The organism is Melioribacteraceae bacterium, from assembly GCA_019638015.1.
Classification (GTDB): domain Bacteria; phylum Bacteroidota; class Ignavibacteria; order Ignavibacteriales; family Melioribacteraceae; genus JAHBUP01.
This window is the reverse complement of sequence record JAHBUP010000001.1, coordinates 605,066-631,633: the sequence shown is the minus strand read 5'-3', so window position 1 is coordinate 631,633 and position 26,568 is coordinate 605,066. Positions and strand designations below refer to the sequence as shown.

21 protein-coding genes are annotated in these 26,568 nt (G+C 35.0%); 17 read left to right on the top strand and 4 right to left on the bottom strand.

What is annotated here, in order from left to right:
- Positions 1–16: 16 nt before the first annotated feature.
- From KF816_02590 to KF816_02545, 10 genes are all read left to right on the top strand, one after another.
- Positions 17–1,084: a S9 family peptidase gene (locus KF816_02590; protein ID MBX3006894.1), complete on the top strand. Its 1,068-nt coding sequence runs from the start codon at positions 17–19 to the stop codon at positions 1,082–1,084.
- Positions 1,085–1,119: 35 nt separating this feature from the next.
- Positions 1,120–2,415, top strand: coding sequence for a 30S ribosomal protein S12 methylthiotransferase RimO (rimO, locus tag KF816_02585; GenBank protein MBX3006893.1), 1,296 nt, complete (start codon positions 1,120–1,122; stop codon positions 2,413–2,415).
- 13 nt (positions 2,416–2,428) lie between these two features.
- Complete coding sequence (locus tag KF816_02580) at positions 2,429–3,697, top strand: GWxTD domain-containing protein (GenBank protein ID MBX3006892.1); 1,269 nt, start codon at positions 2,429–2,431, stop codon at positions 3,695–3,697.
- A 69-nt stretch (positions 3,698–3,766) separates the two neighbouring features.
- Positions 3,767–4,735: a 1-phosphofructokinase gene (locus tag KF816_02575; GenBank protein MBX3006891.1), complete on the top strand. Its 969-nt coding sequence runs from the start codon at positions 3,767–3,769 to the stop codon at positions 4,733–4,735.
- Positions 4,716–6,461, top strand: coding sequence for a BamA/TamA family outer membrane protein (locus KF816_02570; protein ID MBX3006890.1), 1,746 nt, complete (start codon positions 4,716–4,718; stop codon positions 6,459–6,461). The genes KF816_02575 and KF816_02570 overlap by 20 nt, the downstream gene beginning before the upstream one ends.
- The gene (locus tag KF816_02565) at positions 6,451–7,122 is read left to right on the top strand and encodes a ribonuclease HII (protein MBX3006889.1); all 672 of its coding nucleotides are present in this window, start codon (positions 6,451–6,453) and stop codon (positions 7,120–7,122) included. The genes KF816_02570 and KF816_02565 overlap by 11 nt, the downstream gene beginning before the upstream one ends.
- Positions 7,122–7,475 (top strand): YraN family protein, encoded by a 354-nt coding sequence (locus tag KF816_02560; protein MBX3006888.1) that lies wholly within the window; start codon positions 7,122–7,124, stop codon positions 7,473–7,475. The genes KF816_02565 and KF816_02560 overlap by 1 nt, the downstream gene beginning before the upstream one ends.
- 87 nt (positions 7,476–7,562) lie before the next feature.
- Positions 7,563–8,372 (top strand): ABC transporter permease, encoded by an 810-nt coding sequence (locus KF816_02555; protein MBX3006887.1) that lies wholly within the window; start codon positions 7,563–7,565, stop codon positions 8,370–8,372.
- Entirely contained in the window at positions 8,354–9,106 is a 753-nt protein-coding gene (locus KF816_02550) for an ATP-binding cassette domain-containing protein (GenBank protein ID MBX3006886.1), read from the top strand. The genes KF816_02555 and KF816_02550 overlap by 19 nt, the downstream gene beginning before the upstream one ends.
- Before the next feature lie 12 nt (positions 9,107–9,118).
- Positions 9,119–10,156 (top strand): MCE family protein, encoded by a 1,038-nt coding sequence (locus KF816_02545; GenBank protein ID MBX3006885.1) that lies wholly within the window; start codon positions 9,119–9,121, stop codon positions 10,154–10,156.
- Between the two features lie 40 nt (positions 10,157–10,196).
- On the opposite strand, the gene KF816_02540 is transcribed toward KF816_02545, so the two are convergent.
- The 4 genes from KF816_02540 to KF816_02525 all read right to left on the bottom strand — a co-directional run bounded on the left by KF816_02540 (position 10,197) and on the right by KF816_02525 (position 15,636).
- A complete protein-coding gene (locus KF816_02540; protein MBX3006884.1) occupies positions 10,197–11,228 on the bottom strand; it encodes a glycosyltransferase family 9 protein in 1,032 nt (343 codons plus the stop codon).
- Positions 11,218–12,237, bottom strand: coding sequence for a glycosyltransferase family 9 protein (locus KF816_02535; protein ID MBX3006883.1), 1,020 nt, complete (start codon positions 12,235–12,237; stop codon positions 11,218–11,220). Before KF816_02535 ends, KF816_02540 begins: the two co-directional genes overlap by 11 nt.
- 102 nt (positions 12,238–12,339) lie before the next feature.
- Entirely contained in the window at positions 12,340–14,412 is a 2,073-nt protein-coding gene (locus KF816_02530) for a cache domain-containing protein (GenBank protein ID MBX3006882.1), read from the bottom strand.
- A 15-nt stretch (positions 14,413–14,427) separates the two neighbouring features.
- Entirely contained in the window at positions 14,428–15,636 is a 1,209-nt protein-coding gene (locus KF816_02525) for a hypothetical protein (protein ID MBX3006881.1), read from the bottom strand.
- 167 nt (positions 15,637–15,803) lie between these two features.
- Here KF816_02525 and uvrA point away from each other — a divergent pair, with 167 nt between their 5' ends.
- The 7 genes from uvrA to KF816_02490 all read left to right on the top strand — a co-directional run bounded on the left by uvrA (position 15,804) and on the right by KF816_02490 (position 26,555).
- A complete protein-coding gene (gene uvrA, locus KF816_02520) occupies positions 15,804–18,584 on the top strand; it encodes an excinuclease ABC subunit UvrA (GenBank protein ID MBX3006880.1) in 2,781 nt (926 codons plus the stop codon).
- 65 nt (positions 18,585–18,649) lie between these two features.
- On the top strand, positions 18,650–19,366 hold the full coding sequence (locus tag KF816_02515) for a hypothetical protein (protein MBX3006879.1): 717 nt from the start codon (positions 18,650–18,652) through the stop codon (positions 19,364–19,366).
- A complete protein-coding gene (locus KF816_02510) occupies positions 19,363–19,968 on the top strand; it encodes a response regulator transcription factor (protein MBX3006878.1) in 606 nt (201 codons plus the stop codon). The genes KF816_02515 and KF816_02510 overlap by 4 nt, the downstream gene beginning before the upstream one ends.
- Positions 19,969–20,171: 203 nt before the next feature.
- Positions 20,172–22,409 (top strand): TonB-dependent receptor, encoded by a 2,238-nt coding sequence (locus KF816_02505; GenBank protein MBX3006877.1) that lies wholly within the window; start codon positions 20,172–20,174, stop codon positions 22,407–22,409.
- A 280-nt stretch (positions 22,410–22,689) separates the two neighbouring features.
- Positions 22,690–23,868: a carbohydrate porin gene (locus KF816_02500; GenBank protein ID MBX3006876.1), complete on the top strand. Its 1,179-nt coding sequence runs from the start codon at positions 22,690–22,692 to the stop codon at positions 23,866–23,868.
- Between the two features lie 9 nt (positions 23,869–23,877).
- On the top strand, positions 23,878–26,382 hold the full coding sequence (gene feoB / locus KF816_02495) for a ferrous iron transport protein B (protein ID MBX3006875.1): 2,505 nt from the start codon (positions 23,878–23,880) through the stop codon (positions 26,380–26,382).
- A gap of 14 nt (positions 26,383–26,396) precedes the next feature.
- Complete coding sequence (locus KF816_02490) at positions 26,397–26,555, top strand: FeoB-associated Cys-rich membrane protein (protein MBX3006874.1); 159 nt, start codon at positions 26,397–26,399, stop codon at positions 26,553–26,555.
- The last annotated feature ends 13 nt before the right edge of the window (positions 26,556–26,568 follow it).

Genomic DNA, 26,568 nt, shown 5'->3' with positions numbered 1-26,568 from the left:
CAAAGTTGAGGGATTTATGAGAAAGCTTTTTTTTATCATTTTCTTCTTCGCGGTAATTCATGTGATTGCCCAAGATTCAAAATCTACCTCCGATTTAAATAAGTTAATTGAATCTAAGGATGAAAATTTGCAGCACCGGCTTGATCGACTCGAAAAATTGGTGGATGATGTATTATGGTTTCAGAGAGTTGGAGATGTGGCGTTTATCGATAAAGCTTATATTGCGGGACCCCCTCCCCACATTGAAAAAAATCCTACAGCCCAGGGTGCCGGTAATCCGCTTAAATTTTGGACCTATACTTTTATCCCAAAAGGAATTGATCTTTCTAAAAAATATCCACTAATAGTTTTACCCCATGGCGGTGTTCATGGCGATTTTACAACTTATTACACTCACATTATTCGTGAGTTGATATATCAAAAATACATTGTAGTAGCCGCAGAATACCGGGGCAGTACTGGATATGGCAAAGCATTCTATAAAAGAATAGACTATGGTGGACTTGAAGTTGAAGATGTTAACGCGAGCAGAAATTATATAATTGAGAATTATAGTTTTGTTGATCCGGATAGAGTTGGAATAGTTGGCTGGAGTCACGGCGGATTGATTGCATTATTTAATATTTTCGATCATCCCCAAAATTATAAATGCGCATTTGCCGGGGTTCCGGTAAGCGATTTAGTTGCAAGAATGGGATACAAGGATGATGAATACCGGGCTCTCTTTTCTGCCGATTATCATATCGGGAAAACTGCCGATGAAAATGTAAATGAATATAGAAAGAGATCTCCCGCATGGCACGCGTCAAAATTAAAAACCCCTCTTCTTATTCACACCAATACAAATGATGAAGATGTTAATGTTCTTGAAGTTGAGCATTTAATTAAATCGCTCAAAGCTGAAGGGAAAAAATTTGAATATGAGATATTTAAAGACATTCCAGGCGGGCATTCATTCGACAGGATGGACACAAAAACTGCTCGTGAAATAAGAATAAAAATTTATAAGTTTTTAGACAAATACTTAAATCCACCACAAAAAATTATGAATCTTCAAGATATGGAGACTGCTTCGTACAGATAAATATTCTATGCGAGGTGAGAATAGAAAGTTTTAATATGATTAAAAAAGAAAAAATAAATGTAATAACACTCGGCTGTTCTAAAAACACAGTTGATTCCGAGCGTTTAATGATGCAGCTAAAACTGAATAATTTCAAATTAGTTGATGACGCGAAAAAAGCCGATTCAATTGTAATTAATACATGCGGGTTTATTGATGCCGCAAAAGAAGAATCCATTAATACCATTCTTTCAGCAATCGAATTAAAGAAAAAAGGTAAAGTTGATAAAGTTGTTGTGGCAGGTTGTTTATCCGAAAGATATATGAATGATTTGCGTAAAGAAATTCCAGAAGTGGACGCGTATTTCGGGACGGAAGCTTATGAAGGAATTGTAAAAGAATTTGGGGGCAATCTTAAATATGAACTTCTCGGCGAAAGAATAATTACAACTCCAACACACACTGCATACTTAAAAATCTCGGAAGGATGCGATAATCCCTGCTCATTCTGCGCAATCCCTTTAATGAGAGGTCTCCATAAAAGTAAGCCGATCGATCAGCTGGTTGCCGAATCGCAAATGCTTGCATCTGCCGGAGTAAAGGAGATAAATATAATAGGCCAAGATACAACCGATTATGGTAAAGAAATTTACAACAAGAGAAATTTGGATGAACTGTTAAACAAAATATCTGGTATTGATGGTATAGAGTGGATAAGATTACTTTATGCGTATCCATCTCATTTTCCGGCAAGTATAATGGAAGAGATAGCTTCCAATCCTAAAATTTGCAAATACATCGACATTCCCCTTCAGCATATCTCCGACAAAGTATTAAAATCAATGCGAAGAGGTATTACCAAACGAAGAACTGTTGAACTACTTTATGAACTTAAAGAAAAAATTCCAGGTTTAACTCTGCGTACTACTTTTATTGTGGGTTATCCATCTGAAGGAAGAGAAGAATTTAAAGAGTTATGCGACTTTGTAAAAGAAATTGAATTTGATCGTTTCGGAGTATTTAATTATTCGGTTGAGGAAAACACCCCCAGTTTTATTTTAGGAGATCCGGTTTCTGATGAAGAAAAAGAGGAACGGAAAACTGAGTTGATGGAAATTCAAAAAATAATTTCTGAAGAAAAAAACAGCGCATTAGTAGGTAAAACATTAAAAGTATTAATCGATCGCTCCGAAGGAGATTATTATGTAGCCCGTTCTGAAAGGGACGCGCCCGATGTTGATGGTGAAGTATTGATTGAGAAGAAAAGCAATTCTCTAAATATCGGCGAATTTTATGACGTTGAAATTTATGATTTCAATGAGTATGATTTATACGGCAATTTGAAAGTTTAGGAAGGATTTTATTATGAAATATTTCTTGATGTTATTGTTATTAACCTCTTCTATTGTTGCACAAGTTGAATATTCTTCCCGGAGATCGGGAGTACCTCTATTTAATTACACTTTAGATTACGCTTCCTATAAAAGCAAACAGACAAATAAAACACGGGTCGATTTTTTTGTTCAGGTCCCCTATTCAAGCATTCAATTCGTGAAAAAGGATAACGCATTTTCGGGTGGATATTCCGTTACTCTTTCATTTATGGATGATTCGAAAAAAAACATTCTCTTTGAGAGGAATTGGAGAGAAAAACTGAGCACTAAGGATTTCAACCAAACTATCTCGCGCGATAACTTTAACCTGAGCTATAAAAGTTTTGACGTTAATCCGGGCAAGTATTTTGTTAAAAGTATAGTTGAAGATTCTGATTCCCGCCAAACATCTATAAAGGAGTTTGAACTTAATGTTAGGAAACTAAACGATACTCTAGCTATAAGCGATTTTATTTTTATATCAGAAATAGTTAAAGATTCTACCGGAGAAAAAATTGTACCTAACGTGTCACGTTTGGTAACAAACAAAACTGTAAATCTCCCCTTCTTTTATGAAATTTATTCAGACCGTGAACATCAAGTTCATGTTGAGTATTATCTTAATGATAAAAAAAGAAATTTAATTACGAAGATTCTCGACCCGATAAAATTAAAAAAAGGGACTAATGTTATAACCCATACGATAGATAAAAGTGATTTTGTTTTAGGCGATTATTCATTAAAGATTGAACTGAAAGATTCCGCATGGAATTCAATAGACTTAACAGAAAAATCATTTAACTCAATAATTTGGGGTATCCCAACAACCATTACCGATCTGGACAAAGCGGTTAAACAGATGACATACATTGCTTCCGGTAAAGAAATTGATTTTATTCTTGAAGGGGAAACATATGATGAAAAACTTAATCGATTTTTTGCTTTTTGGGATACTCAAAAACCAAATCAAACATTAGATGATAATCCAATTTTATATGAGTATTACCGTAGAATAGAATACTCCAATAAAAATTTTAAGGGAATGCTGGAAGGCTGGCGTACCGATATGGGTTTAATATATGTAACTTTTGGTCCGCCCAGCTCTGTTGAGCGCCACCCAATGGAAATTGATTCTAAACCATATGAGATTTGGGACTATTACGAATTAAACAGATATTTTGTTTTTGTCGATCAAACAGGCTTTGGCGATTACAGATTACTCAATCCCGATTACAGTCGCTGGCCCGGTTACAGACCCTGATTGAACTAAGAATTTAGAGGGAAGAACTAGAACACACTTATAATCTTCAAATTAATTTACTTCATAATTATGATTCTCACAGTAACTTTAAATCCGCTTCTCGAAAAACGACTCTACTTTTCATATATCGAATTAGGTAATACACACCGTTGTACAAAAGAACTGTTTTATCCTGGTGGTAAAGGTATCAATGTTTCGAAGCAATTAATAAAATTAGGGATGCAAAGTTCCGCTTTAACTTTTATAGGAGGGGGCAATGGAAAAATCTTGCGACATTTACTGGCTAATGAAAATATTGAACTTAGTTTAGTTTCAACCAAATCGGAAACAAGAAGCGCATCGTTAATTATTGAGGAAGATCAAAATCGTGTTTCAACTTTTATTGGATTAAATCAAATTATAAGCGAGAATGAATCGGCAGAGTTAAAAAGTAAACTTGAAAAGATGATTCAGAATTGCTCAATCGTAATTTTCAGCGGCAGTTCTCCTTCACCGCACACAGATGAAATTTTTCCATACGGTATTGAACTGGCTCATAAGCATGATAAAATTTCAATACTCGATACCTACGGCTCTCATTTGCAAAAATGTATTGAAGCCGCCCCAACCGCTTTGCACAATAATGTTGATGAGATAGAATCTTCATTAAATTATTCACTCAAATCTGAGACTGATAAAATAGATTTTCTTAATTATCTCTATTCAAAGGGAGTAAAACTAGCATTTTTAACAGATGGAGCTAATCCTATTTTTGCTTCAAAATATGATTTTGTTTATAAAATAACGCCTCCTACTATTGTATTGAAAGACGCCACAGGAAGCGGTGATGCATTTACTGCCGGACTCGCATACGGATTTGAGCACTCGATGGTTTTTAATGATTTTGCGAAACTTGCAACTGCTCTCGGCGCGGCGAACGCTTCCAGATTTGATACTTGCGAGGTTGATATTGAATCTGCCGAGGAATTGATCCCCCATGTTTCAGTTCAAGAGATCGGTAAAAAAATGAAGCTGATTAATGACTCGCCGAATTATTAATAATGCCCTCTTAATTTTTCTCTTTCTTGTTAGCCCAATCATCTCACAAAATATTAAATCAATCAATATTGAGGGGGCTTCAAATTTCTCAACCGGAAATTATTTAGAATGGATTGATGTACCAATCAATTCAACATGGTTCATAGGAATTGAGGATTCTATTTCAAATAGAATCAGCAGAAATTTAAATGCGAATGGATTCTTTGATCATTTGATTGTTTCTGTAAATACTATAACAATCGATTCTCTAACACGCGCGATAAATATTTCCCTCACTGAAAATGAGCCAGCATTTATCGGGGATATAATAATTGAGCAGGCATCAAGTAATAAGTTAGTATTTGATGATAAGCTACAGTGGCTTAAAAACTCCCAATTCAGTAAATATGAGCTGGAGCGAACTTTTACAGAAATTTTGGATGATTTTGAAAACAATGGATTTCCCTTCGCTTCAATATCAGTAAACTCTATTTATACTTACCGCGATTCAGTCGAAAACAAATTATTAGTTGATATTTATATTAACATTAACTCCGGTGCAAAATCTCAAATCAATCAAGTGGAAGTTATTGGCAATTCTAAAACTAAAAGTGATTTTATAATTAAATCATCCGGCATTAAATTGGGTGAAGAATATTCACAAGCTAAAATTGATGAAATACCGATCCGGTTAAGCCGTCTTCGCTTTTTTGATTTAACCGAAAGACCTATTTATTATTTCAATACGGCAAATGAAGGCATTCTCCGCATCAACATTAAAGAGAGACAAACAAATAATTTTGACGGGATTATTGGCTATGTTCCATCCACGAGTACAGGGGAGAATGGTTTTTTTACCGGATTCATAAATGTTGCATTAAGAAATCTATTTGGAACAGGTAGGAACGCTATTTTTAGATGGCAGTCAGAGTCTAAACTTTCCCAAGAATTTGAAATTAAATATCTTGAACCATGGGTCTTCAACTTCCCAATAAATTTTGAAACTACTTTATTTCAGAGAAAGCAGGATACAACATATGTTCAAAGAAACTTTGATGGAAAAATAGAATACTTAGCCACTCATCAAATTTCAGCCTCAATACTTGTTGGTTCCGAATCTGTTATCGCAACCGAGAACTCCGCGCGAAATTTTCTCACCGATAATTCAAGTGCTCTAACTACCGGAATAAATTTTAAGATTGATTCGATGAATGATTTTTACAATCCAACTTCCGGAGTTTATTTTAGTAATACTTACAAGTACACAAATAAAAAAATAAATAATAAGTTGAATTCGTTTTCATCGGGACTTCAGCGTTTTGAATTTGATTTAGCTTACGTACATCAATTTTTTAAAGCACAGGTGGCATATTTATCAGTCCATTTACGTGAGTTAAGAGGAGACAATTTAGGAATTAGCGACTTCTATTTTTTAGGAGGTACAAACTCGCTCCGGGGTTATCGGGAAAGACAGTTTTACGGGAATCGTATCATTTGGTCAAATCTGGAATATCGTTTTATTCTTTCAGCAAAATCATTCGCTTTTACTTTTTTTGATAATGGATATTTCTTGCGAAGTGAAGACACTGCGAAAAATATAATAGAAACATCATCATTTAAAATGGGTTATGGTTTCGGAATTAAAATTGAAACCGGAATAGGAGTCTTGGGTGTGAGCTTTGCTCTCGCTAAAGGAGATTCATTTTCTGATGGGAAAATTCATTTTGGGATTGTTAATGAATTTTGATATAATTTCACCATACCACAGAAAAATTAAAACCAAAATGAACTCACTTAAAACTTTTGACATTTCATTTCTTGAGAATGACAAGCAATTAATTGCCGGAGTTGATGAAGCCGGTCGCGGGCCATTAGCCGGACCTGTAGTTGCAGCCGCAGTGATTTTTGATAAATATCAATTTCATCCAGGGATTAATGATTCAAAAAAAATAAAAGAGCAAATTCGTGAGAACTTATTTGATTGGATTATCAGTAATTGTATTTCATATGGAATTGGAATTATTGATCAATCTGAGATTGATGAAATAAACATTCTTCAGGCATCCTTGAAAGCAATGAAGGAGTCGGTTAATCATTTATCTCAAAAACCGGATTTAATTTTGATTGATGGAAATAGATCCTTTAAATCAGAACTCGATACTAAAACAATTATTAAAGGGGATTCAAAATCATTTTCAATCGCGGCCGCTTCAATTATCGCAAAAGTTACACGTGACCGGATTATGCGAACCGAATCGGAAAAATATCCAAATTATTTTTGGTCAAAGAATAAAGGATACGCCACTAAAGCACATATTGATGCAATTCTTAAATATGGCTCAGTCGATTTTCATCGCAAAACTTTTTTGAATAAAATATTTGAGCGTCAACAAAAACTTGATCTATAATGAACAACAGACAAACTGGTAATTCCGGAGAAGATATTGCCGCTGAATTTCTTGTTAATAATGGATATTCTCTCATTACCCGAAATTATAGATATGGTAAAGGAGAAATTGATATTATTGCTTCCGATTCAGATATTATTGTATTCATCGAAGTTAAGTTTAGAAAAACAGACGAATATGGATCACCATTGTTAGCCATTACAAAAAATAAACAAAACCAAATACGTAAAGTCGCGCTGGCTTATCTTACTGAAAATAATATTACTGATACCGATTGCCGATTTGATGTAATTGGAATAACCCTCGATAAAGAAAACAATCCGGTAATCGAACATATCCAAAATGCATTTTAACACAATTATTTTGTAGTATTCTCGTTTCTATATTATCTCATTTAATCTTTTGCTATTTTGCGAACAAAAATGAAGTAACTCTGAATAATGAATTTACCAAAGCACAGGTACGGAAGAAGACTTAAAGTCGGCGATTATATTTATAACTTTTTTTCAACAATAACCGGTTTAACAATCTTCAATTATGAGTTTATTAAGCAAGCATTTAAAACTCCATTAGAAATTGCTGAAATTAAAAAACACATGGATGAGCTTGGCGTAAAAACTTTTGGGATAGTTAGTGTTACCGGTTTAATAATTGGATTGGTTCTTACAATGCAGAGCCAGCCAATTATGGAAAAGTTTGGCGCGACAGATTTTTTACCTGCGATGGTTTCTATTTCCGTTATTCGAGAACTAGGCCCGGTAATTACCGCGTTAATTTTTGCCGGCAGAGTTAGCTCAGGAATTGGTGCAGAATTGGGTTCGATGCGTGTAACAGAACAGATAGACGCAATGGAAGTTTCCGCTATAAACCCATTCAAATATCTTGTGGTTACTAGAATAATTGCCACAACGATGATATTACCGATACTTACGATTTATGTAATTTTTATTGCTCATCTTGGGAGCTATTTCGCAATACTGTTAAATGAATCGATGACTCTCGATTACTATACAGAATCAGTTCTTCGTGCAGTTCAGTTCGGTGATTTAATTCCGGGCATCGGAAAAACTTTTGTGTTTGGCTACATTGTTGGAATTGTTGGTGCCTACAAAGGATTTACAACCGAGGGAGGAACCGAAGGTGTTGGCAGAGCATCTACTACAGCAGTCGTTTTATCTTCATTGTTAATTCTTATTTTTGATATGATACTTGTAAAAATTACTTTATGGCTATGGCCCTTAACTCAGTAATCGAAGTTAATAATTTATCAAAACGGTTCGGTTCATTAACTGTGCTTGATGATATATGTTTAAAAGTAGAACCGGCAGAGAATTTAATTGTATTTGGTAAAAGTGGTACAGGCAAAAGTGTTTTGTTAAAATGTATTATTGGTTTAATGAAACCCGATAGTGGTTCAATTTATATTGAAGGTCAGAATGTTGTTGGGATGGATGCAGGCAAAATAAATAGTATTCGCAAAAATATTGGGTTTTTATTTCAAAGCGCTGCTTTATACGACTCTATGACAGTTCGAGAAAATTTGTATTTTGCCTTAACAAGAAACAAACCCGAGTTTGATAAAAATCTTATTGATGAAAAAATTATTAATACACTTGAATTAGTATCACTTAGGGAAGCATTCGAAAAAATGCCTTCTGAATTATCAGGAGGGATGCGTAAAAGAATTGGTCTTGCAAGAGCAATCATCACCGATCCTAAAATAATGCTATATGATGAGCCAACAACCGGGCTCGATCCAATTACATCTAAAGAAATTAGTGATTTAATTCTAAGTCTACAAAAAAAATTACAAATGACCTCAATTGTTGTTACACATGATTTAATTTGTGCAAAAATTATTGCCGATAGAGCAATATTTTTGAGAGATTCTAAAATAGCATTTGAAGGCACAATTGATGAACTAACGGATTCCAAAGATCCATTTTTATTAAATTTTTTCAGTAATGAAATTATTAGAGGTTAGCAGGGAGTTAAAATGTTAAAACAACTTGAAGGCGCCCGATTAGGTTTATTCATTTTTATTGGGACCGTTCTAATTGTTATTTCGATATTTCTTTTAGGAAGTAAAGAAAACCTTTTTTCCAGAACAATTGAAATAAAAACATTTTTTAATCAGGTAGAAGGACTTAAGAACGGCGCCCCCGTTCGATTAAGTGGTTATGACATTGGAAGCGTTAGTCAAATTTCACTTTCCGAAGACACCACCGGTTATGTTGAAGTTAAAATGAATATAAATGTAGCACTTAAACATTTTATCAGAATAGACAGTCGCGCCACTGTTGAAACCGAAGGTTTAGTTGGCAAAAAAATTATTACAATCACGCCCGGTTCCCCTGATATGCCCGAAGTAACAAATGGTTCTATCATCAAATCGAAAGAGCCGGTTAACATCGGCAAAATTATTGAAGAGACTGAATCGGTAATGAGTTACATGAAAGATTTGACAAAAGAATTTTCCGAAATTTTTGCGAAAGTTAATAAAGGCGATGGTACTATTGGCAAATTAGTTAATGACGAACAATTGTATCGTGCCGCTGTTTCAATAACAAGAACTGCCGATCGTAGTTTGGATTCTATTACTCTTCGCTTAAATCAAGTTTCCGATTTTCTGGTTAGCAGCGGAACTAATGTGGATAGAATTATTCAAAACGTGAATTTTGCTGTTGAGGATATTCAAAGCATAATTAAAGATGTTGAAAATGGGAAAGGACTTTTAGGAATGCTGGTCGCCGATCAGAAATTATCCGATTCAGTTAAAACTCTGGTTAATAATTTAACGCAAACTTCTGCCGAAGCTAATATAGCCGCATCCCGTTTGGCAGAAAATATGGAAGCCTTAAAACATAACTGGCTCTTTAAAACTTACTTTGAACAGAGAGGATATTGGGACAAAGCCGAATATCAAAAAGAAATTGATCTGCAACTTGATGAACTCAGAAATCAAAATAAAATTCTTGATGAAAAGATTATTGAGTTAATGCAATTAGAAAAGAAATATCAAAAAAGTAATTAGAGATTGACTGAAATTAACTTCTTACCTTTTCGAGAAGAAGTTAATTTTTAAACAACTCTTCACACCTATTCTTAATTATATTCCATGCCATTTCAATTGAAATGGCTTCCATTGCCAATCTCTCCTCTTCATCTGTATATGTTTCCTGATCCATTGGAGATTTTATAATTGTATGAATTGGGAAATAGGGACCCCAATCAACGGGATGTGAGGAACCCAAAAATGCTATCGTAGGGGTTTCAACCGCAACCGCCACATTCATTGGACCTGTACAATTTGTAATACATAAAGCACAATTTTTAATTAATGCAGCTAAATCTCCAATACACGATGTTGAAGGTGCCAAAACTATTTTATGATTGGTTCCGTCGGCAACTTTAGCTGCCCAGTTTAATTCATTGATTCCCCATGTAACTAATATGTTTAGGTTAAATTCGTCGGCGAGACGGAGCGCAATTTCCTTATATCTTTCGGGAGCCCATGCTCTGTTTGGCTTTGAGGCTCCGGGATGAATCAATACAGTTCTCTCTTTTATCAATTTTAATTGAATGAAGTAATCATTTGCAAATTTTTTATTCTCCTCACTTATAAAAATAAATGGGACTTCATTCGTAACTTTTATCCCGACGGCTTTAACTATATCCAAATTTCTGTGTAATTCATGATATCTGCCAACAGAATGATCAAGTCTAATTGTATAAAGATTCATCATGTTTTTAGGACCTGAACTAACCCTTTCCCTTGCTCCGCTTAAATAAGCAATTACAGCACAACGATCGGAGGTCCATCTTAAATTAATTGCCAAATCATACTTCCTTCGTCTTAGAACCAACACTAACTTTAATAATTCAAGAAATGATTTGATACCTCTATATTTTTTTTCATCATAAATAATAGACTCATCAACCAAAGTACCCGGTGGAATTATTTGAGGCATAAGACTATTTGAGAGCAGAGCAATATGCGCTTCGGGGTAATTTTCCCTAACAGCACGGATGGCAGAAGTACTCATAATCATATCACCGAGCGCACCCCATTTTATAATTAGTATTTTATTTGCATTAATTTTCATTCAACAACTCTTCAGCTTTTTGTATTACAGTGGAAACATCAATTCCATCTAAAAAATAATTTGAAGGATTCTCGAGGTTTCGTTTTCCAATAATAAAATATTGTTTTTCCTCCTCTGCATAAAATTTCCATGATCCAATTTTATCTTCAGGAAAAAGAGTTATTGTTTTTATACCCAATGCCGCCGCGAGATGCCTGGCTCCCGAATCATTACATATCAGCAATTTAGACTTTTCAAGTACAGCGCCAAGTTTGTGAATATTATCAGATGTATCGCACAAAACTATATTTTTATTAGATGCTAGTTTATGCTCAGTAATTAATTGCTTTTCGGCAGGTCCAATCAATAAAATTATTTTTCTATTCTCTTTTACGAGCAATTTATCAATGACCTCAAAATATTTTTCAATAGGCCATACCTTAGTTGGCTCACTCGCGCCCGGATGTATAGCGATTAATTCGCCGATTTTATCAAGTGAATTTGAAATAAAAAATTCCCTTCTCCATTCTTCGAGCTTCTTATCTATATAATATTCCAGATTATTACCATCACGAGTAGCACCCGCATGTTCAGCGATTCTCAAATAGTATTCACGGTAAGAAATTGTATCCTCAAAAACATCCACTTTATCAGTTAACAGAAAATTTAATTTTTGTTTCTCCGGTCCAACTCTTTTTTGCGCGCCGGTTAAAAAAGCCCATTGAGTGTATCGATCCCCCGCCTGTAATGATATGACGCGGTTAAATTTTTTCTTGCGCAACAGTTTTATAAAATCCAGTTCAGCTTTTATTCTCGCAATCCCATTTAATTTTTTCGTTGCGCTATCGAACCAGATAATTTCATCAATATTGGGATTGCTCTGAAGCACGCTTGAATATTCTTTTCTCGCGAGAAGAGTAATTTTTGAATCGTGAAAGCTTTTACGGATTGCCCTAATTGCCGGCGTGCACACAATTAAATCGCCGAGATACTTATAATTAATTATTAGAATTTCTGAGTGTGGTTTCAATACACGTACATTTTTTGTGCAAATGTAATGATTTTTAAGGAAATGATTGGAATCTTAATTAGCGGGGATGTTGTTTCACATCCCCGTTGATACTAAAAAGAATTATCTATTATATGCTAATTTATTTGATTTTGTTATGGCGCTATCATCTACCTTAAATCTTGTAGTTAGATTTTGAAGCTCAAGAGTAAGTCGGTTCAAATCTTCGGAAGCGCGAGCCACCTGCTGAATTCCGCTCGCCGATTCTCTGGTAACCGAATCAATTCCTTCGATACTCTTACTAATCTGTTCTGCGGCGCTGGATTGTTCTTCGCTTGCTGCGGCAACTTGAGTAATAATATCCATAACACTATTGGCTTTTTCTATAATCTGCGTTAGTGATGCACCGGCTTTTTCTGCAAGCGCCTTTCCCTTTTCTACTTCATCTTTGCCAACCTGCATCGCGCCGACCGCTTCCTTTGTATCTCTTTGTATTTGCTTAATCATATCGGCAATTTCTTTAGTTGCTTTTGTAGTTCTCTCGGCAAGTTTTCTTACCTCATCGGCAACAACCGCAAAACCTCTTCCCTGCTCACCTGCTCTCGCGGCTTCAATTGCGGCATTAAGGGCAAGTAGATTAGTTTGATCTGCGATTTCATCAATAACTAAAATAATTTCACCAATTTGATTACTGCTCTTTCCTAAAATTTCTACAGTATCGGCTGATTTATTTACTACCTGGGTAATTTTAACAATTCCCGAAATTGTTTCTTCAACTACTTTGCCCCCTTCTTTTGCTTTCTGTCCGGCTTCTTTAGCGGATTCAGCGGCGGCGGCGGTATTTTTTGTAGTCTCCATAATTGTTCTAGTCATCTGTTCAACCGCTGAAGCTACTTCTGAAGTTTGAGAGGAAAGTTCTTGCGATCCCGCGGCCATTTCCTCAGTTGATGAGGAGATTTCACTGCTGGCGCTGGCAGTTGCTTCAACAGCCTGGTTTACTTCTTTTAATATTTGTGATAGTGATTCACCCAGACTATTAATGCTGTTTTTAATTATTTGGTGATCTCCCTTGAATTCGCCGGTTACCTTAACAGTAAAATCACCTAAAGCCATTTTCTCTAACACTTTTGAGCCTTCATTAACCGGTTTAATTACAGCGTCTAAAGTTTCATTAACCCCCACTATAATATCTTTGAACCCGCCATTAAATTTCTCGGCATGCCCGCGGTCGGATAGTTTTCCCTCTTTTGCAGAATGAGTTAATTGTTTTAACTCCTCAACCAAATTATGCAATGTATTTTTTAATTTAAGAATACTTTTTGATAGAACATCTTTATCTGATCTGACATTTATATCCGCTTTCATATCTCCGACAGAAATTCTATCGGCAACATCGGCTTTTTCTTTTAGACTGCTCAACATTTCTTTGAATGCTTTTTGAAGTTGACCAAATTCATCCTCGCTAGTTATCTCAACATTATAATTAGCATCTCCTATTGCAACTTGCGAAGCGGCTTGTTGCAAAGATTTTAACGGTCGTGTAATAAATGTTGAAAGATAGTAGCTTATACCAAGCGCAATTAAAAGTGATATAACTATTCCAATTATAGCTGAGATATAAAATTCACTTATCTGTTCTGCCACATCATCAACATAAATCCCGCTTCCAACCACCCATCCCCACTCTTTAATTAATGTGACGTATGATATTTTTGGCTGGGGTTGCGAATACCCGGGTTTTGGCCACATGTACTCCACAAATCCTCCCCCTGCAGCTTTGGCAATATTATTAGCCTCCCTAAAAATATATACCCCATTAGGATCTTTATTTTCTGAAATATCCTTCCCATTTAATGCTGAGTTAATTGGGTGCATAACCATTTTTAGGTCAAGGTTATTAATCCAGAAATAATCATCTTGATTATAACGCAAAGTATTTATTGCACTAATTGCTTTTGTCTGGGCTTCCTCTTTTGAAAGCAACCCTTTTTGCTCTTGTAATGTGAAGCCCTCAACTATTCCCTTTGCCACCTCAACAATATGTCTTGTTGCAATTCTTTTTTCTTCTAGCAAATGTTCTTCAACATTTGGAAGTAAAAAAATGAATATGTATAAAAACAGCGGGAGTATAACTCCTAATATTAATAACCCCAACTTCTTTAAAACCCCCACATCTTTTATATGTTTTATTTTCATTGTACCTTCCTTCAATTAAAAAAATAAATAAACTCCCATAAGCCCCCTATAATTTGTAACTGTTTTTGTATTTATGACTTTTGCGTAATTGTCGGTTGTTCCATAGGCTGCTGAAGTCATCTCGAATTCCGCCGCAACTCTAAATTTTCCCGAATTAAAAACTATGCGTGGAGATATTCGAAACAGATTATCAATATTTCCTGCTCTGGAATAAATTGCTCCCTTAATTTCATCATCCGAGCCAAGATTTTTAGAGTAACCGATAAATATTCCCGGTTGAATATCTTTACCAAAATTTATATCTGTCCAAACCGAGAACGCCTTTGTTGCCGAATAATTTTCAATTCCTGTATTCAGGTCTGTGTTTGTAACCCCGTAACCACCAAGCATCATTAAATCAGTATTATTACCTCCGTAAACTCCTTCAATTAAAAAATCGGCCAATTCGGTTTTAATCTTTAAATATCCTATATATGAGTAACTTGAAACACCTTCATCCGTTTTTATTTTTTTTACAGTCTCGGTGCGTGGTACCAATCTTTTATAATCAATTCCTGATCCCGCAATAAGATTAGTTGAATTGTATTGAAGCTGAAAATGTGCATTTGGCAGAATTGCGTTTTTTAAATAACTAGTGCTGTAGCCAATTGGACCTATGCTGGTTACATCTCTTTGAGAACAAAGGGCGGCGATAAAATTAAAATTATCTATTGAATGAGTAATTCTAATTTGAGGATTCCGGGAAAATGGCTGGAACGGCGCACCGGTATTGAATGAAACTACCTGTGGGAATACATCCGTGATAAACATTGGATGCCATGTTTGCCCAACTAATAAAGTAGTTGCGTTCCACTTCAAAGTTATAAACGCATGGCGCAACCTAAAACCATTTATATCTCCGTCAGTTGTACCAAAAAATTCTCCTTCAAGCATTCCCCCGGTTTTAGCTCCAAGCGCATCTGGAGCATTAATTTTTGCCGTAACTCTTGATTGTATCGCCAGTGTATTGAATGTAGTAACATTATTCAGATCATTACCATTGACATCCAAATTTTCATTAGCGGGATAAAGCAAAAAATGCCCTTCACGGGCACTTATAGTTTGACGTGAATCTAAAATAATATCAGTCTTAATAAACCCCGAAACTTTAACCCCAAAAGCATCATTGCTTTGCGCGTTTATATAATTTGACAACAAGGTTACCAGTATAATTAGTTTTTTCATATCGCTCCGCTATAGTTAAATTAGATTTTACGATACACTATCGAATTAGTGAATAATAAGTTTAGCTTATTTGAGGAACTTATTAAGTCAGTTTATTTATTTCTAATTCAAATTACTTTTTCAATCCTTTCACTTTTCATAACTTTACTTGTTAAAAAGAATGGAAAATGGCAAAGAAGAATTCGAACAAAAACCCGATAGATAAAATTGTTATAAAAGGGGCACGCCAACATAACCTTAAAAATATTTCACTAGAAATTCCCCGTAATAAACTAGTTGTGTTTACAGGAGTAAGCGGCAGTGGTAAATCATCTCTGGTTTTTGATACAATTTATGCTGAAGGGCAGCGGAGATATGTAGAAAGTTTATCCTCCTACGCACGTCAATTCCTCGAACGTATGAACAAGCCTGATATGGATTTTATTTATGGAATTTCCCCTGCCGTTGCAATTGAGCAAAAAACCGGGTCGCGGAATCCACGATCTACTGTGGGAACAAGTACTGAGATTTATGATTTTCTTCGTTTATTATTTGCGCGTGTTGGTAAGACATATTGTTTCGACTGCGGGAAAGAAGTTAAAAAAGATACTGTTGGGACTGTATCAGATTGGCTTGAACAGGAGAATGAGCAATTCAAATTCTACCTTGGATTTCCTATTCACATCCATGAGGGAAGTTCTGTAAAAGAGGAATTAGAACTGCTCAAGAAGAAAGGATTCTTTCGAATCTACATTAATTCCCAGTTGTATGATTTAAATGAAAAAATTCCGAATCCAAAAACGAAGAATAAAATAATTGTTGTTCTCGACCGTTTTAAAATAAGGAAAGGAAATGTTCGCGAAAGTCTCGCCGATTCATTGGAAGCTGCATTTAGGGAAGGTGAAGGAAGAGCTTCAATTATAAACGCTGATACGAATGAAGTAAAGAACTTCACAAAATTTTATGAGTGCTGTGGAATAAGGTACGAAGAACCGGAGCCCCGATTTTTCTCATTCAATAATCCATTTGGCGCGTGTCCCGTTTGCCAGGGTTTCGGTAAAACAATGGGTTACGAAATGGATTTAATAGTGCCAAATCCAAAATTATCGTTACTTGAAGGCGCCATTGCTCCATGGAGAACAATAAATTACAGCAAATATTTGCGAGATTTAATCCGGAACAACGAAAATCGAATTCCTCTCAATATTCCCTTCAATGATTTAACAGCCGAGCAAGTTGCATTAGTAAAAAAAGGATTTAAAGGTTTTGATGGAATTGATAAATTCTTTAAACATCTCGAAGAAAAAACTTATAAAATGGGGATCAGAATTTTGCTTAGTAAATATCGAGGTTATACTACTTGTCCCGCTTGTAAAGGCTCGAGACTCCGCAGAGAAGCAATGCAGGTTATGATTGATGAGAGATCAATTCATGATATAGTATCAATGTCTATTGAAAGAGCATTAACCTTCTTTAAATTGCTTACATTAAGCGATTACGATAAAGAAGTAGCCCAAAGAATATATGATGAAATTTTCAAAAGATTAACATTCTTAAATGAGGTTGGATTAGGTTATCTAACGCTCGACCGTTTAAGCAGCACATTATCGGGGGGAGAAACACAACGAATTAATTTGGCTACTTCACTCGGCTCTGCTTTAATGGGAACATTATATGTTCTTGATGAACCAAGCATAGGACTACATCCGCGTGACAACTCAAGATTAATAAAAATATTAAAATCACTTCGAGACCTGGGCAATACAGTATTAGTCGTAGAGCATGATTCTGAAATGATGGAAGAAGCCGATTTAGTTTTTGACATGGGTCCAAAAGCCGGAATTCATGGAGGCGAAATTGTTGCATCCGGAACCGTTCAGGAAATAATGAGGAATGAAAATTCTCTCACTGGTAAATATTTGTCGGGCAAACTCTCAATTCCCGTACCTAATGAAAGAAATCTACAAGTGAACGAATTTATTAGAATAGTTGGTGCGAGAGAAAATAATCTGAAAAATGTATCGGTTAACATTCCTCTTAAAAAACTTGTTGTGATAAGCGGTGTTAGTGGTTCCGGCAAATCAACTCTTGTGCATGATATTTTATATGGAGGTTTGGTAAAACTTAATGGCGGCAATCCTCCCAAAATTGGAAAGCACGATTCAATTGAGGGAGCTCGTTATATTGATAATATTCAGATTGTGGATCAATCTCCGATTGGTAAATCTCCCCGCTCAAATCCTATAAGTTATATTAAAGGATATGAGATAATTAGGGAATTATTTGCAGCGACACCTCAGGCAAAAGCGAGAGGTTACAAACCGGGATATTTTTCATTCAACGTACCCGGCGGCAGATGCGAAACATGCCAGGGTGAAGGATACATTACTATTGAGATGCAATTCCTTGCCGATTTATACCTTGAATGCGATGACTGTAAAGCTTCCCGATTTAAAAAGGAGACAAGAGAAATTACTTACCGTGGTAAAAATATTGTTGATGTTTTAAATATGACTGTTGATGAAGCTCTTGAATTTTTTGTGAATAACAGCAAGCTAGTAAGAATGCTTCAAACACTTTCTGATGTAGGATTGGGATATATAAAATTGGGTCAGCCCTCAAATACACTTTCTGGCGGCGAGGCTCAACGAGTAAAACTTGCATCCCACTTATCTACAAATAGTCCAAATCAGCATACACTATTTATTTTTGATGAGCCAACAACCGGTCTTCATTTTGATGATATCAGTAAACTGCTGAGATGTTTTCAAATGCTGATTGAAAATAAAAATTCGGTTGTTATCATTGAACATAATCTTGATATTATTAAATGTGCCGATTGGGTTATTGATCTTGGCCCCGAAGCCGGGGATAAGGGGGGTCAAATTGTTGCGGAGGGAACTCCTGAAGAAATTGCTCTAAATGAAAATTCGCATACCGGCTCATTTCTTAAAAAGTATTTGAATTAGCTGGCTGTGAATTAATTTTAACTTTTTATCGTTACTAAATTAATTGAAATAATTTTGGATAGGACATGTATCTAGCAAATAAAAAATATATTACTCCCGATATGAAAATGGCAGATATAATTTTCGAGAATCCCTCAATTTTATTATTGATGGAACACTTTGGATTGAATTTTATTGTGCACGAAAAAACAGTTGTGCAATTGTGTTTTGAAAATAATATTAGCGAAAAAGTTTTTGTATCATTTGCCAACCTATACAATGGTTTCCACTTATCGGGTGAAGAAAATTTTGATAACGGTGATATCGAAGATATAATTATGTATTTGAAAAACTCACATAATTATTATGAGAACGAGAAGTACCCCGAAATTAAGAGTCTAATAAAAGAATTATATTCAAAGAATAGTTTACCTGAAATCAAGTTAATCGATCAGTTTTTTAATGAATATTTTGAAGATGTAAAAGAACATTTACTTTATGAAAATTCTACTGCGTTCCCCTATTTTTATGAACTATTAAGAATTAGAAATTCAAAGAAATCAATTGCTCATAAAGATTTTTCTGTTCATGAATACAGCGAACATCATACTGACATTGAAACTAAATTGAATGATCTGAAGGAACTTCTTCTTAAACATGTTCCAATTCAAAACGACCGAGAGCTGCGCAGAAAAATTATTGTGAGTCTTTTTGAATTAGAATATGATTTAAATGTTCATTCTACAATAGAAGAGACCGTACTTATGCCACTAATAGATAAACTTGAAAAAAGCATCCATTGAGCAGAAAAATTATAAATATTGCCCTTCTTGAACCCTCCCAAATTGTAAATGAAGGACTGACAAATCTATTTATGAAGTCCGGGCAATATTTTAAATTATTCCGTGTAGAGAATTTTGATGAGCTCGAAAAATTAATGGAAAAAGAAATAATTGATATTGCCCTGGTTAATCCTTCTTTCATTCAAAACAGAGACAAAGAGTTTATAACTTTAAAGAAGAACAATCATACTAGATGTTGGATTGCATTGGTCTATACTTTTTTTAACCAGCAAATTCTCTCTTTGTTTGATAATACTATTAACATTACCGATTCACCCGATACAATTATAAAGTTAGTAAACAAATTATTCGTTGGGACTTCTGAAAATCAAATGCAAAATATGCATGAACAACTTTCCGAACGAGAGATAGAAGTACTAAAGTTAGTTGTATCGGGAATGTCTAACAAGGAAATAGCCGATAAACTATTTATCAGTGTACATACCGTTGTAAGCCACAGAAAAAATATTTCACAAAAAACCGGGATTAAAAGTCAATCCGGTTTAACAATATATGCCATCTCAAATAAAATAATTCAATTAGATAATTTTTCAAATCAGTAATCATACTCCCAATTAATAGGGATTATTGTTCATAATATCCCAATCATTGGCGATTGAAACCCCGCACACACAAATCTAACTTTAGAATGTTCTTCATCATTCATATTTCTATTGTACAGAAAAAGCTGCTCTATCAGGATATAAATAATGAAGAATTATTTATCTGTTAAATATTGAGCATAAATAATTATTAAGGAGTAAAAATGCGCAGAGTTTTACTAATTCTGTTGATGTTGTCTGGTATTACAACTTTTTCTCAGCAAACAAAACAAGACACAATAAAAAGCTATGAACTCAAAGCAGTAACAATCATTGATGATAAGGCAAAATCAATTCCAGGTTCAGGTCAATTCATTAACAATAAGAAATTAGAAAAACTCAACCAGTCAAATATCAATAATGTTCTTCGAATAATTCCCGGGGTAAATATTAGAGATGAGGAAGGATTTGGATTGAGGCCGAATATTGGATTAAGAGGAACACCCGTAAATAGGAGTGCAAAAGTAACATTGATGGAAGATGGTATTCTGATAGCGCCTGCTCCTTATGCCGATCCTTCAGCTTATTACTTCCCTACATTTGTTCGTATGCAAAGCATAGAGGTATTGAAGGGAAGTAGTCAAATAAAATATGGACCTTATACTATTGGAGGCGCTGTTAATTTATTATCGACATCTATTCCCGAATTATTTAAGGGCTTTGCACAAACTTCTTATGGAAGTTTTAACACAAATCAGCAAAGAGTTTGGGTTGGCGACAGCAGGCAAAATTTGGACTATGTTTTTGAAATAAATAGAATAGCAAGCAGCGGCTTTAAAGAATTAGATAACGGCGGTAATACTGGTTTTAACAGACACGATGTAATGGCGAAACTGCGCTGGCACTCAGATGATGATGCGGATATTCCACAAGCTCTAACCTTAAAATTTCTGAATAGTTCGGAAGATGGAAATGAGACCTATTTGGGATTAACTTATGAAGATTACATATCCAACCCTTTTAGAAGATATTCTGCTACTCAAAAAGATTTATTGGAAATGAAGCACCAACATCTTTTCCTTAATTATTTAGTAACACCCGTAAGTGGCTTAATGGTAAATACTACGGTTTATTATGCAACTACATATAGAGACTGGGCAAGAGCAAACACAATTGGTGGACAAAGCATAAATAATATCTTAAACAATCCAGCAATTCACCAAACACCTTACCAAATAATGATTGGTATAGCAAATGGGAATATAGATTACCAAAGTGCGGCGAGAACATATTTTTCGAAGGGAATACAAACGAATATTCAACGCTTGTTTAATACAAGTGAAGTTTGGCATAAAATTATTCTTGGTCTTCGCTATCATGAAGATCAATCTGACCGATACGCCACGCGCTCGGTATATTCAATGGATAATGGGAACATGATTTTGAATTCGGTAGGAGTAAAAGGAAATCAAGAAAATCAGATAAGAAATGCTGGTAGTTTTTCATCTTATTTAAATTATGAAATAAACTATAAGGGGTTAAAAGTAAGTCCTGGACTTCGATATGAAAAAATCAATTTCGATTTTCAAAATTATGGTAATACAGATGTTGAAAGGATTGGGATCTCGTTAAAAACAGCGTCGAATGATTTTTCAGTTTTATTACCAGGACTGGGTATAAATTATGAAATTGATAACACTATGAATCTATTTGGTGGTATCCACAAGGGGTTTTCTCCTCCTGGAATGCCCTCATTAACCTCCACAACAGGTCAGGCAAAAGTAGAAACTTCGCTGAATTATGAATTAGGTTATAGTTATGAAAACAATTTATTAAATGCTCAAGTAACTGCTTTTTATAATAATTACGATAATATTTTAGGTTCTGATAATGTTTCAGGTGGTGGTGCGGGTACAGGTGAAATGTTCAATGCCGGAAATGCAAAAATTCAAGGTTTGGAAGTCAGTTTTGCATCCGATTTACTAAACATAAATGATGCGCCTAGAGAATTAAAACTACCTGTATCTTTAACTTATACCTACACCTCTGCAAAGTTTAACGAAACTTTTATAAATGGTGGAGGTGACTGGGGAACCGGAAAAATTAACAAAGGTGATTTTATTCCATTTATCACCCCTCACTTATTAACTGCTAGTATTGGTTTTGAACATAATAAATTTAACGCAACTGTTATTGGCCGATTTACAGGAGAAACCAGAGTAAAACCCGGGCAGGGTAACATATTGGTGCCGGCTGGAAATATAAATTACAGTGATGTGAATGCTTTAAAAGGATATTTGATAGTCGATATTTCTGCCAATTTTATGTTGAATAGAACATTCACTGTTTTTACTGCAATTAATAATTTAACTAACAGCAAAGCTATCGTGGCAAATTTGCCGCAAGGATTTAGACCAAATATGCCACTCAGCTTTAATGTTGGATTGAAAGCTGATTTTTAGTCAATGATGAGTATTTGATATAAAGAATATACAAACCGTGCGGCAATAAATAATGATCCTTATTTATTGCCATTTATGATCGGCTTTACCATAATCTTAATGAGCATATATCTTGAGAAGTGCAATACTAAAAGAATCATTTTCCGGCTGAAAAATTCCCTTTTATCCCCAATAATTGGTAGAAAAGTAAGTCTAATTCCCCTGTTTTAGTGATTGAAACCAGATGCAAGCATCCATAATTTTCTTCCGGAAATTATATTCTAATTCGGAGAAAGGAGCAATGAAACATAAAATTTTTCTTTTACTATTTTTATCACTTGCTGTTGTTATTAAAGCACAAAATCAATCAATATTTGGAACCTCTGACTCAACTTTATCCTTCAACAGCATACAAAAATTTAATTACGAAGCTTCATATATAGGAGATTTTGCCGGGAATCTATCCGGTGGTATTAAAACCGGTTCACTGTTTCTCGGAATGGCAAATATTAGGATTGGATTCGAAACTAAAAATATTGGTCTGTGGAATGGCGGCGAATTTTTTCTGAATGGCGCATCAACACATGGCGGTACTCCTTCTGAAAAATTATTTGGTGATTTTCAGGTAGCATCAAACATTGAAGCCGGAAATCTTACATATCTTCATGAACTTTGGTACAAACATTCTTTTGAAGCTTTTGAGATAACCATCGGATTACAGGATTTGAACGCGGAATTTGTAACAAGCGAATATTCCGGATCATTCATAAACAGCTCATTCGGAATTCCTTCATTAATCGCGGATAACATCCCTGTTCCCATTTTCCCCCTTACTGCGCTCGGGATTATGGGCAAATTTAATTTAAGTGATGATATTGCAATTCAGGCAGCTTTATTTGATGGATTGCCGGAAAATTTTGAGAACAATCAATATAATCTTAATTGGAACCTTAATAGTAATGATGGCGTTCTTGTTTTTTCTGAACTGCAACTTGCTACAAAATTTGGAAATTTACCCGGGACTGTGAAAGCCGGATACTATTATCACTCGCACTTAAAAGAAACATGTTCCGAAACAAAAGTTACAGAAACTGTTTTTGACAAAAACTATGGTTTTTATGCAATTGCAGATCAAAAAATATTTCGATCAGGTGAAAATAGAGGTTTGGGATTGTTTGCACAATTAGCTTTAAGTCCTTCAAATAGAAACTCGCACAATTACTATATTGGGGGCGGTTTAAATTATCAAGGAATATTCGATAATGAAGGTCAAGATGCGCTAGGAGTAGCTTTTGCACATGCAGGGTTTAATGAAAGTTCATTAATTAATGAAACAACAATTGAATTGTTTTATAAAACGGCACTAACAGAAAATCTTTTTATTCAACCCGATATTCAATACATATTTAATCCGGCTGGAATTGGAAATAAATTAAATAACGCTCTTGCAGTTTTTATGCGATTTGGAATAAATTTTTAGAGTAATTTTATGTTTATGAATTCAGAAAATATTCGGGAAATAACCTCAGCCCCCCTATCAGACCTGCAGAATGGCGAAACAGGAATTATCACCAAAATAATTGGTCATGGCGCATTCAGAAAACGCATAACTGAGATGGGATTTGTAAAAGGTAAATCGGTACAAGTAATTAAAAATGCCCCCTTACAAGATCCAATAGAATATCAGTTAATGGGTTTTCGTATTTCATTGCGTAGAAATGAAGCAAAATTAATTGAAGTAGTTCCAGTTGAAGGGTATGATCCATCATCAAATCTGCAATATGGTGGTACAATTTCCGATGAAGATTTGCAGGAATCTATAAAAGAGAAAACGCGCACAATAAATATTGCTCTCGTCGGAAATCCAAATTCGGGCAAAACTACATTATTTAATTATGCTACAGGCAAGCATGAGCGTGTTGGAAATTATGGCGGGGTTACTGTTGATACAAAAGAAGCACATCTCAAACATAATGGATATAAAATTAATGTTACCGATTTGCCCGGTACATACTCGATTTCTGAGTATTCCCCCGAAGAGCTTTTTGTTCGTAAACATATTACCGATTCAATGCCCGATGTTGTTGTTAATGTAATCGATTCTTCTAACCTTGAAAGAAATTTATTCCTTACATCTCAACTGATGGATATGAATATTAAAGTTGTATTAGCACTAAATATGTATGATGAGTTAGAAGAGAAGGGGGATAAATTTGATCATGTCGCTCTCAGCAATATTATAGGTATTCCTATAGTAACCACAGTTGCATCAAAAGGTTCTGGATTAAAAGAATTGTTCACAAAAGTTATAGACGTTTATGAAGAGCGAGATCCAATTGCACGCCACGCACATATTAATTATGGAACGAATGTTGAAGAATCTATAAAACGATTAAAAAATGAAATTAAAAAGAACAAAAGTGTTTACGATTTATTCTACTGCCGTTATACCGCAATTAAACTGATTGAAAACAACAAAGAATTCAAAGAGCAGATCGCTCAAATACCGGGATCCGAATCTATACTTGCACTTGCTCAAAAGGAAATTGCAGCACTTGAGCATGAATTTAAAGAGAAATCAGACACCATAATAGCAGATGCAAAATATGGATTTATTCATGGTGTACTTAAAGAAACTTATCATCAAGAGAAAATTAACAGGCGGCAAACAAGTCATTCAATAGATTTAATTCTTACAAATAAATATTTGGGTTTCCCTTTTTTCATATTCTTTTTGTGGGTGATGTTTCAATTAACATTTTCACTCGGAAGTTACCCTATGGATTGGATTGATGCCGGTGTTAGCGAATTAGGAAATTTTGTGGGACATGTATTGCCCGAAGGTTCGCTTCACGATTTAATTGTTGATGGAATTATTGGAGGGGTTGGCGGAGTGATTGTATTTCTTCCAAACATTTTAATTTTATTTTTCTGTATTTCTTTGATGGAAGATACCGGATACATGGCGCGGGCCGCATTTATTATGGATAAACTTATGCATAAAATAGGTTTGCATGGTAAATCATTCATCCCTCTTATTATGGGATTTGGATGCAATGTGCCGGCAGTAATGGCAACGCGTACTTTGGAAAACCGAAAGGATAGAATTTTAACAATGCTTATCCTCCCATTCATGTCGTGCAGTGCACGTTTGCCTGTTTATGTTTTATTAATTTCAGCATTCTTTCCGGCTAATCAAGGTCTCGTACTTTTATCTATTTACTTAATTGGGATAGTTCTTGCAATTCTTGTTGCGCTTGTATTTAAAAGAATATTCTTTGCCAAAGAGGATATCCCTTTTGTAATGGAACTTCCCCCCTACAGAATTCCAACATTACGGAACACAACTGTTCATATGTGGAATAAAAGCGTTCAGTATTTAACCAAGATGGGTACAGTGATATTAAGCGCTTCAATTATAATTTGGGCGCTCGGTCATTTTCCACGTGATGTTGAATATTCAAAAGATTATGATAAAATAGCGGCTGAGATATCAGCGAGCACTAATATCTCCGATGGCGGAAAGGAAGAACAACTCACTCAGCTTGAAATTGATCGGGAATCAGAACGGATGGAAAAATCATATATCGGTCAATTGGGACATATGATAGTTCCTGTAATAGAACCGCTCGGCTGGGATTGGAAAATAGGGGTAAGTATTATTACCGGACTTGCCGCCAAGGAAATTGTTATTGGTTCAATGGGCGTGCTTTATCAATCGGATATGTCTGCCGATGAGAATTCGGTAAATCTTAAAAACAGATTGCAGCAACAAGTATTTACTAGCGGTCCACGGATTGGCGAAAAAGTATTTTCTCCCATAGTGGCATACTCGCTGATGCTTTTTATATTAATTTATTTTCCATGTGTTGCCGTTATTGCCGCTATTAAAAAAGAAGCTAATTGGAAATGGGCTACATTCACAATGGTGTACACAACTGTGCTTGCATGGTTTGTTGCTTTTGCGGCGTATCAGGTTGGTAATATTTTCTAGAAAGGATTTTTATGATGCAAGATGTAATAGTGCTGGGAATAATTATTTTAACTATCGCGTATGTAGTATTCTCGTTTATAAAAAATATTCGTACTAAAAACAATAATAGTTGTGGCGGCTGTACAGGCTGTGAATTGTCTAAAAATAGCGCCGCCTGCGATCGTAAAATTTAAAAATGCTCGTAAT

Excerpts from the sequence above, each read along its gene's own strand:
- KF816_02550 (MBX3006886.1), top strand. The coding sequence starts at position 8,354 with ATGGCCCTTAACTCAGTAATCGAAGTTAATAATTTATCAAAACGGTTC.
- KF816_02530 (MBX3006882.1), bottom strand. The coding sequence starts at position 14,412 with ATGAAAATAAAACATATAAAAGATGTGGGGGTTTTAAAGAAGTTGGGG.
- rimO (MBX3006893.1), top strand. The coding sequence starts at position 1,120 with ATGATTAAAAAAGAAAAAATAAATGTAATAACACTCGGCTGTTCTAAA.
- KF816_02505 (MBX3006877.1), top strand. The coding sequence starts at position 20,172 with ATGCGCAGAGTTTTACTAATTCTGTTGATGTTGTCTGGTATTACAACT.
- KF816_02590 (MBX3006894.1), top strand. The coding sequence starts at position 17 with ATGAGAAAGCTTTTTTTTATCATTTTCTTCTTCGCGGTAATTCATGTG.
- KF816_02575 (MBX3006891.1), top strand. The coding sequence starts at position 3,767 with ATGATTCTCACAGTAACTTTAAATCCGCTTCTCGAAAAACGACTCTAC.
- KF816_02545 (MBX3006885.1), top strand. The coding sequence starts at position 9,119 with ATGTTAAAACAACTTGAAGGCGCCCGATTAGGTTTATTCATTTTTATT.
- KF816_02490 (MBX3006874.1), top strand. The coding sequence starts at position 26,397 with ATGCAAGATGTAATAGTGCTGGGAATAATTATTTTAACTATCGCGTAT.
- KF816_02570 (MBX3006890.1), top strand. The coding sequence starts at position 4,716 with ATGACTCGCCGAATTATTAATAATGCCCTCTTAATTTTTCTCTTTCTT.
- KF816_02540 (MBX3006884.1), bottom strand. The coding sequence starts at position 11,228 with ATGAAAATTAATGCAAATAAAATACTAATTATAAAATGGGGTGCGCTC.
- KF816_02555 (MBX3006887.1), top strand. The coding sequence starts at position 7,563 with ATGAATTTACCAAAGCACAGGTACGGAAGAAGACTTAAAGTCGGCGAT.
- KF816_02500 (MBX3006876.1), top strand. The coding sequence starts at position 22,690 with ATGAAACATAAAATTTTTCTTTTACTATTTTTATCACTTGCTGTTGTT.
- KF816_02565 (MBX3006889.1), top strand. The coding sequence starts at position 6,451 with ATGAATTTTGATATAATTTCACCATACCACAGAAAAATTAAAACCAAA.
- feoB (MBX3006875.1), top strand. The coding sequence starts at position 23,878 with ATGTTTATGAATTCAGAAAATATTCGGGAAATAACCTCAGCCCCCCTA.
- uvrA (MBX3006880.1), top strand. The coding sequence starts at position 15,804 with ATGGCAAAGAAGAATTCGAACAAAAACCCGATAGATAAAATTGTTATA.
- KF816_02525 (MBX3006881.1), bottom strand. The coding sequence starts at position 15,636 with ATGAAAAAACTAATTATACTGGTAACCTTGTTGTCAAATTATATAAAC.
- KF816_02515 (MBX3006879.1), top strand. The coding sequence starts at position 18,650 with ATGTATCTAGCAAATAAAAAATATATTACTCCCGATATGAAAATGGCA.
- KF816_02580 (MBX3006892.1), top strand. The coding sequence starts at position 2,429 with ATGAAATATTTCTTGATGTTATTGTTATTAACCTCTTCTATTGTTGCA.
- KF816_02560 (MBX3006888.1), top strand. The coding sequence starts at position 7,122 with ATGAACAACAGACAAACTGGTAATTCCGGAGAAGATATTGCCGCTGAA.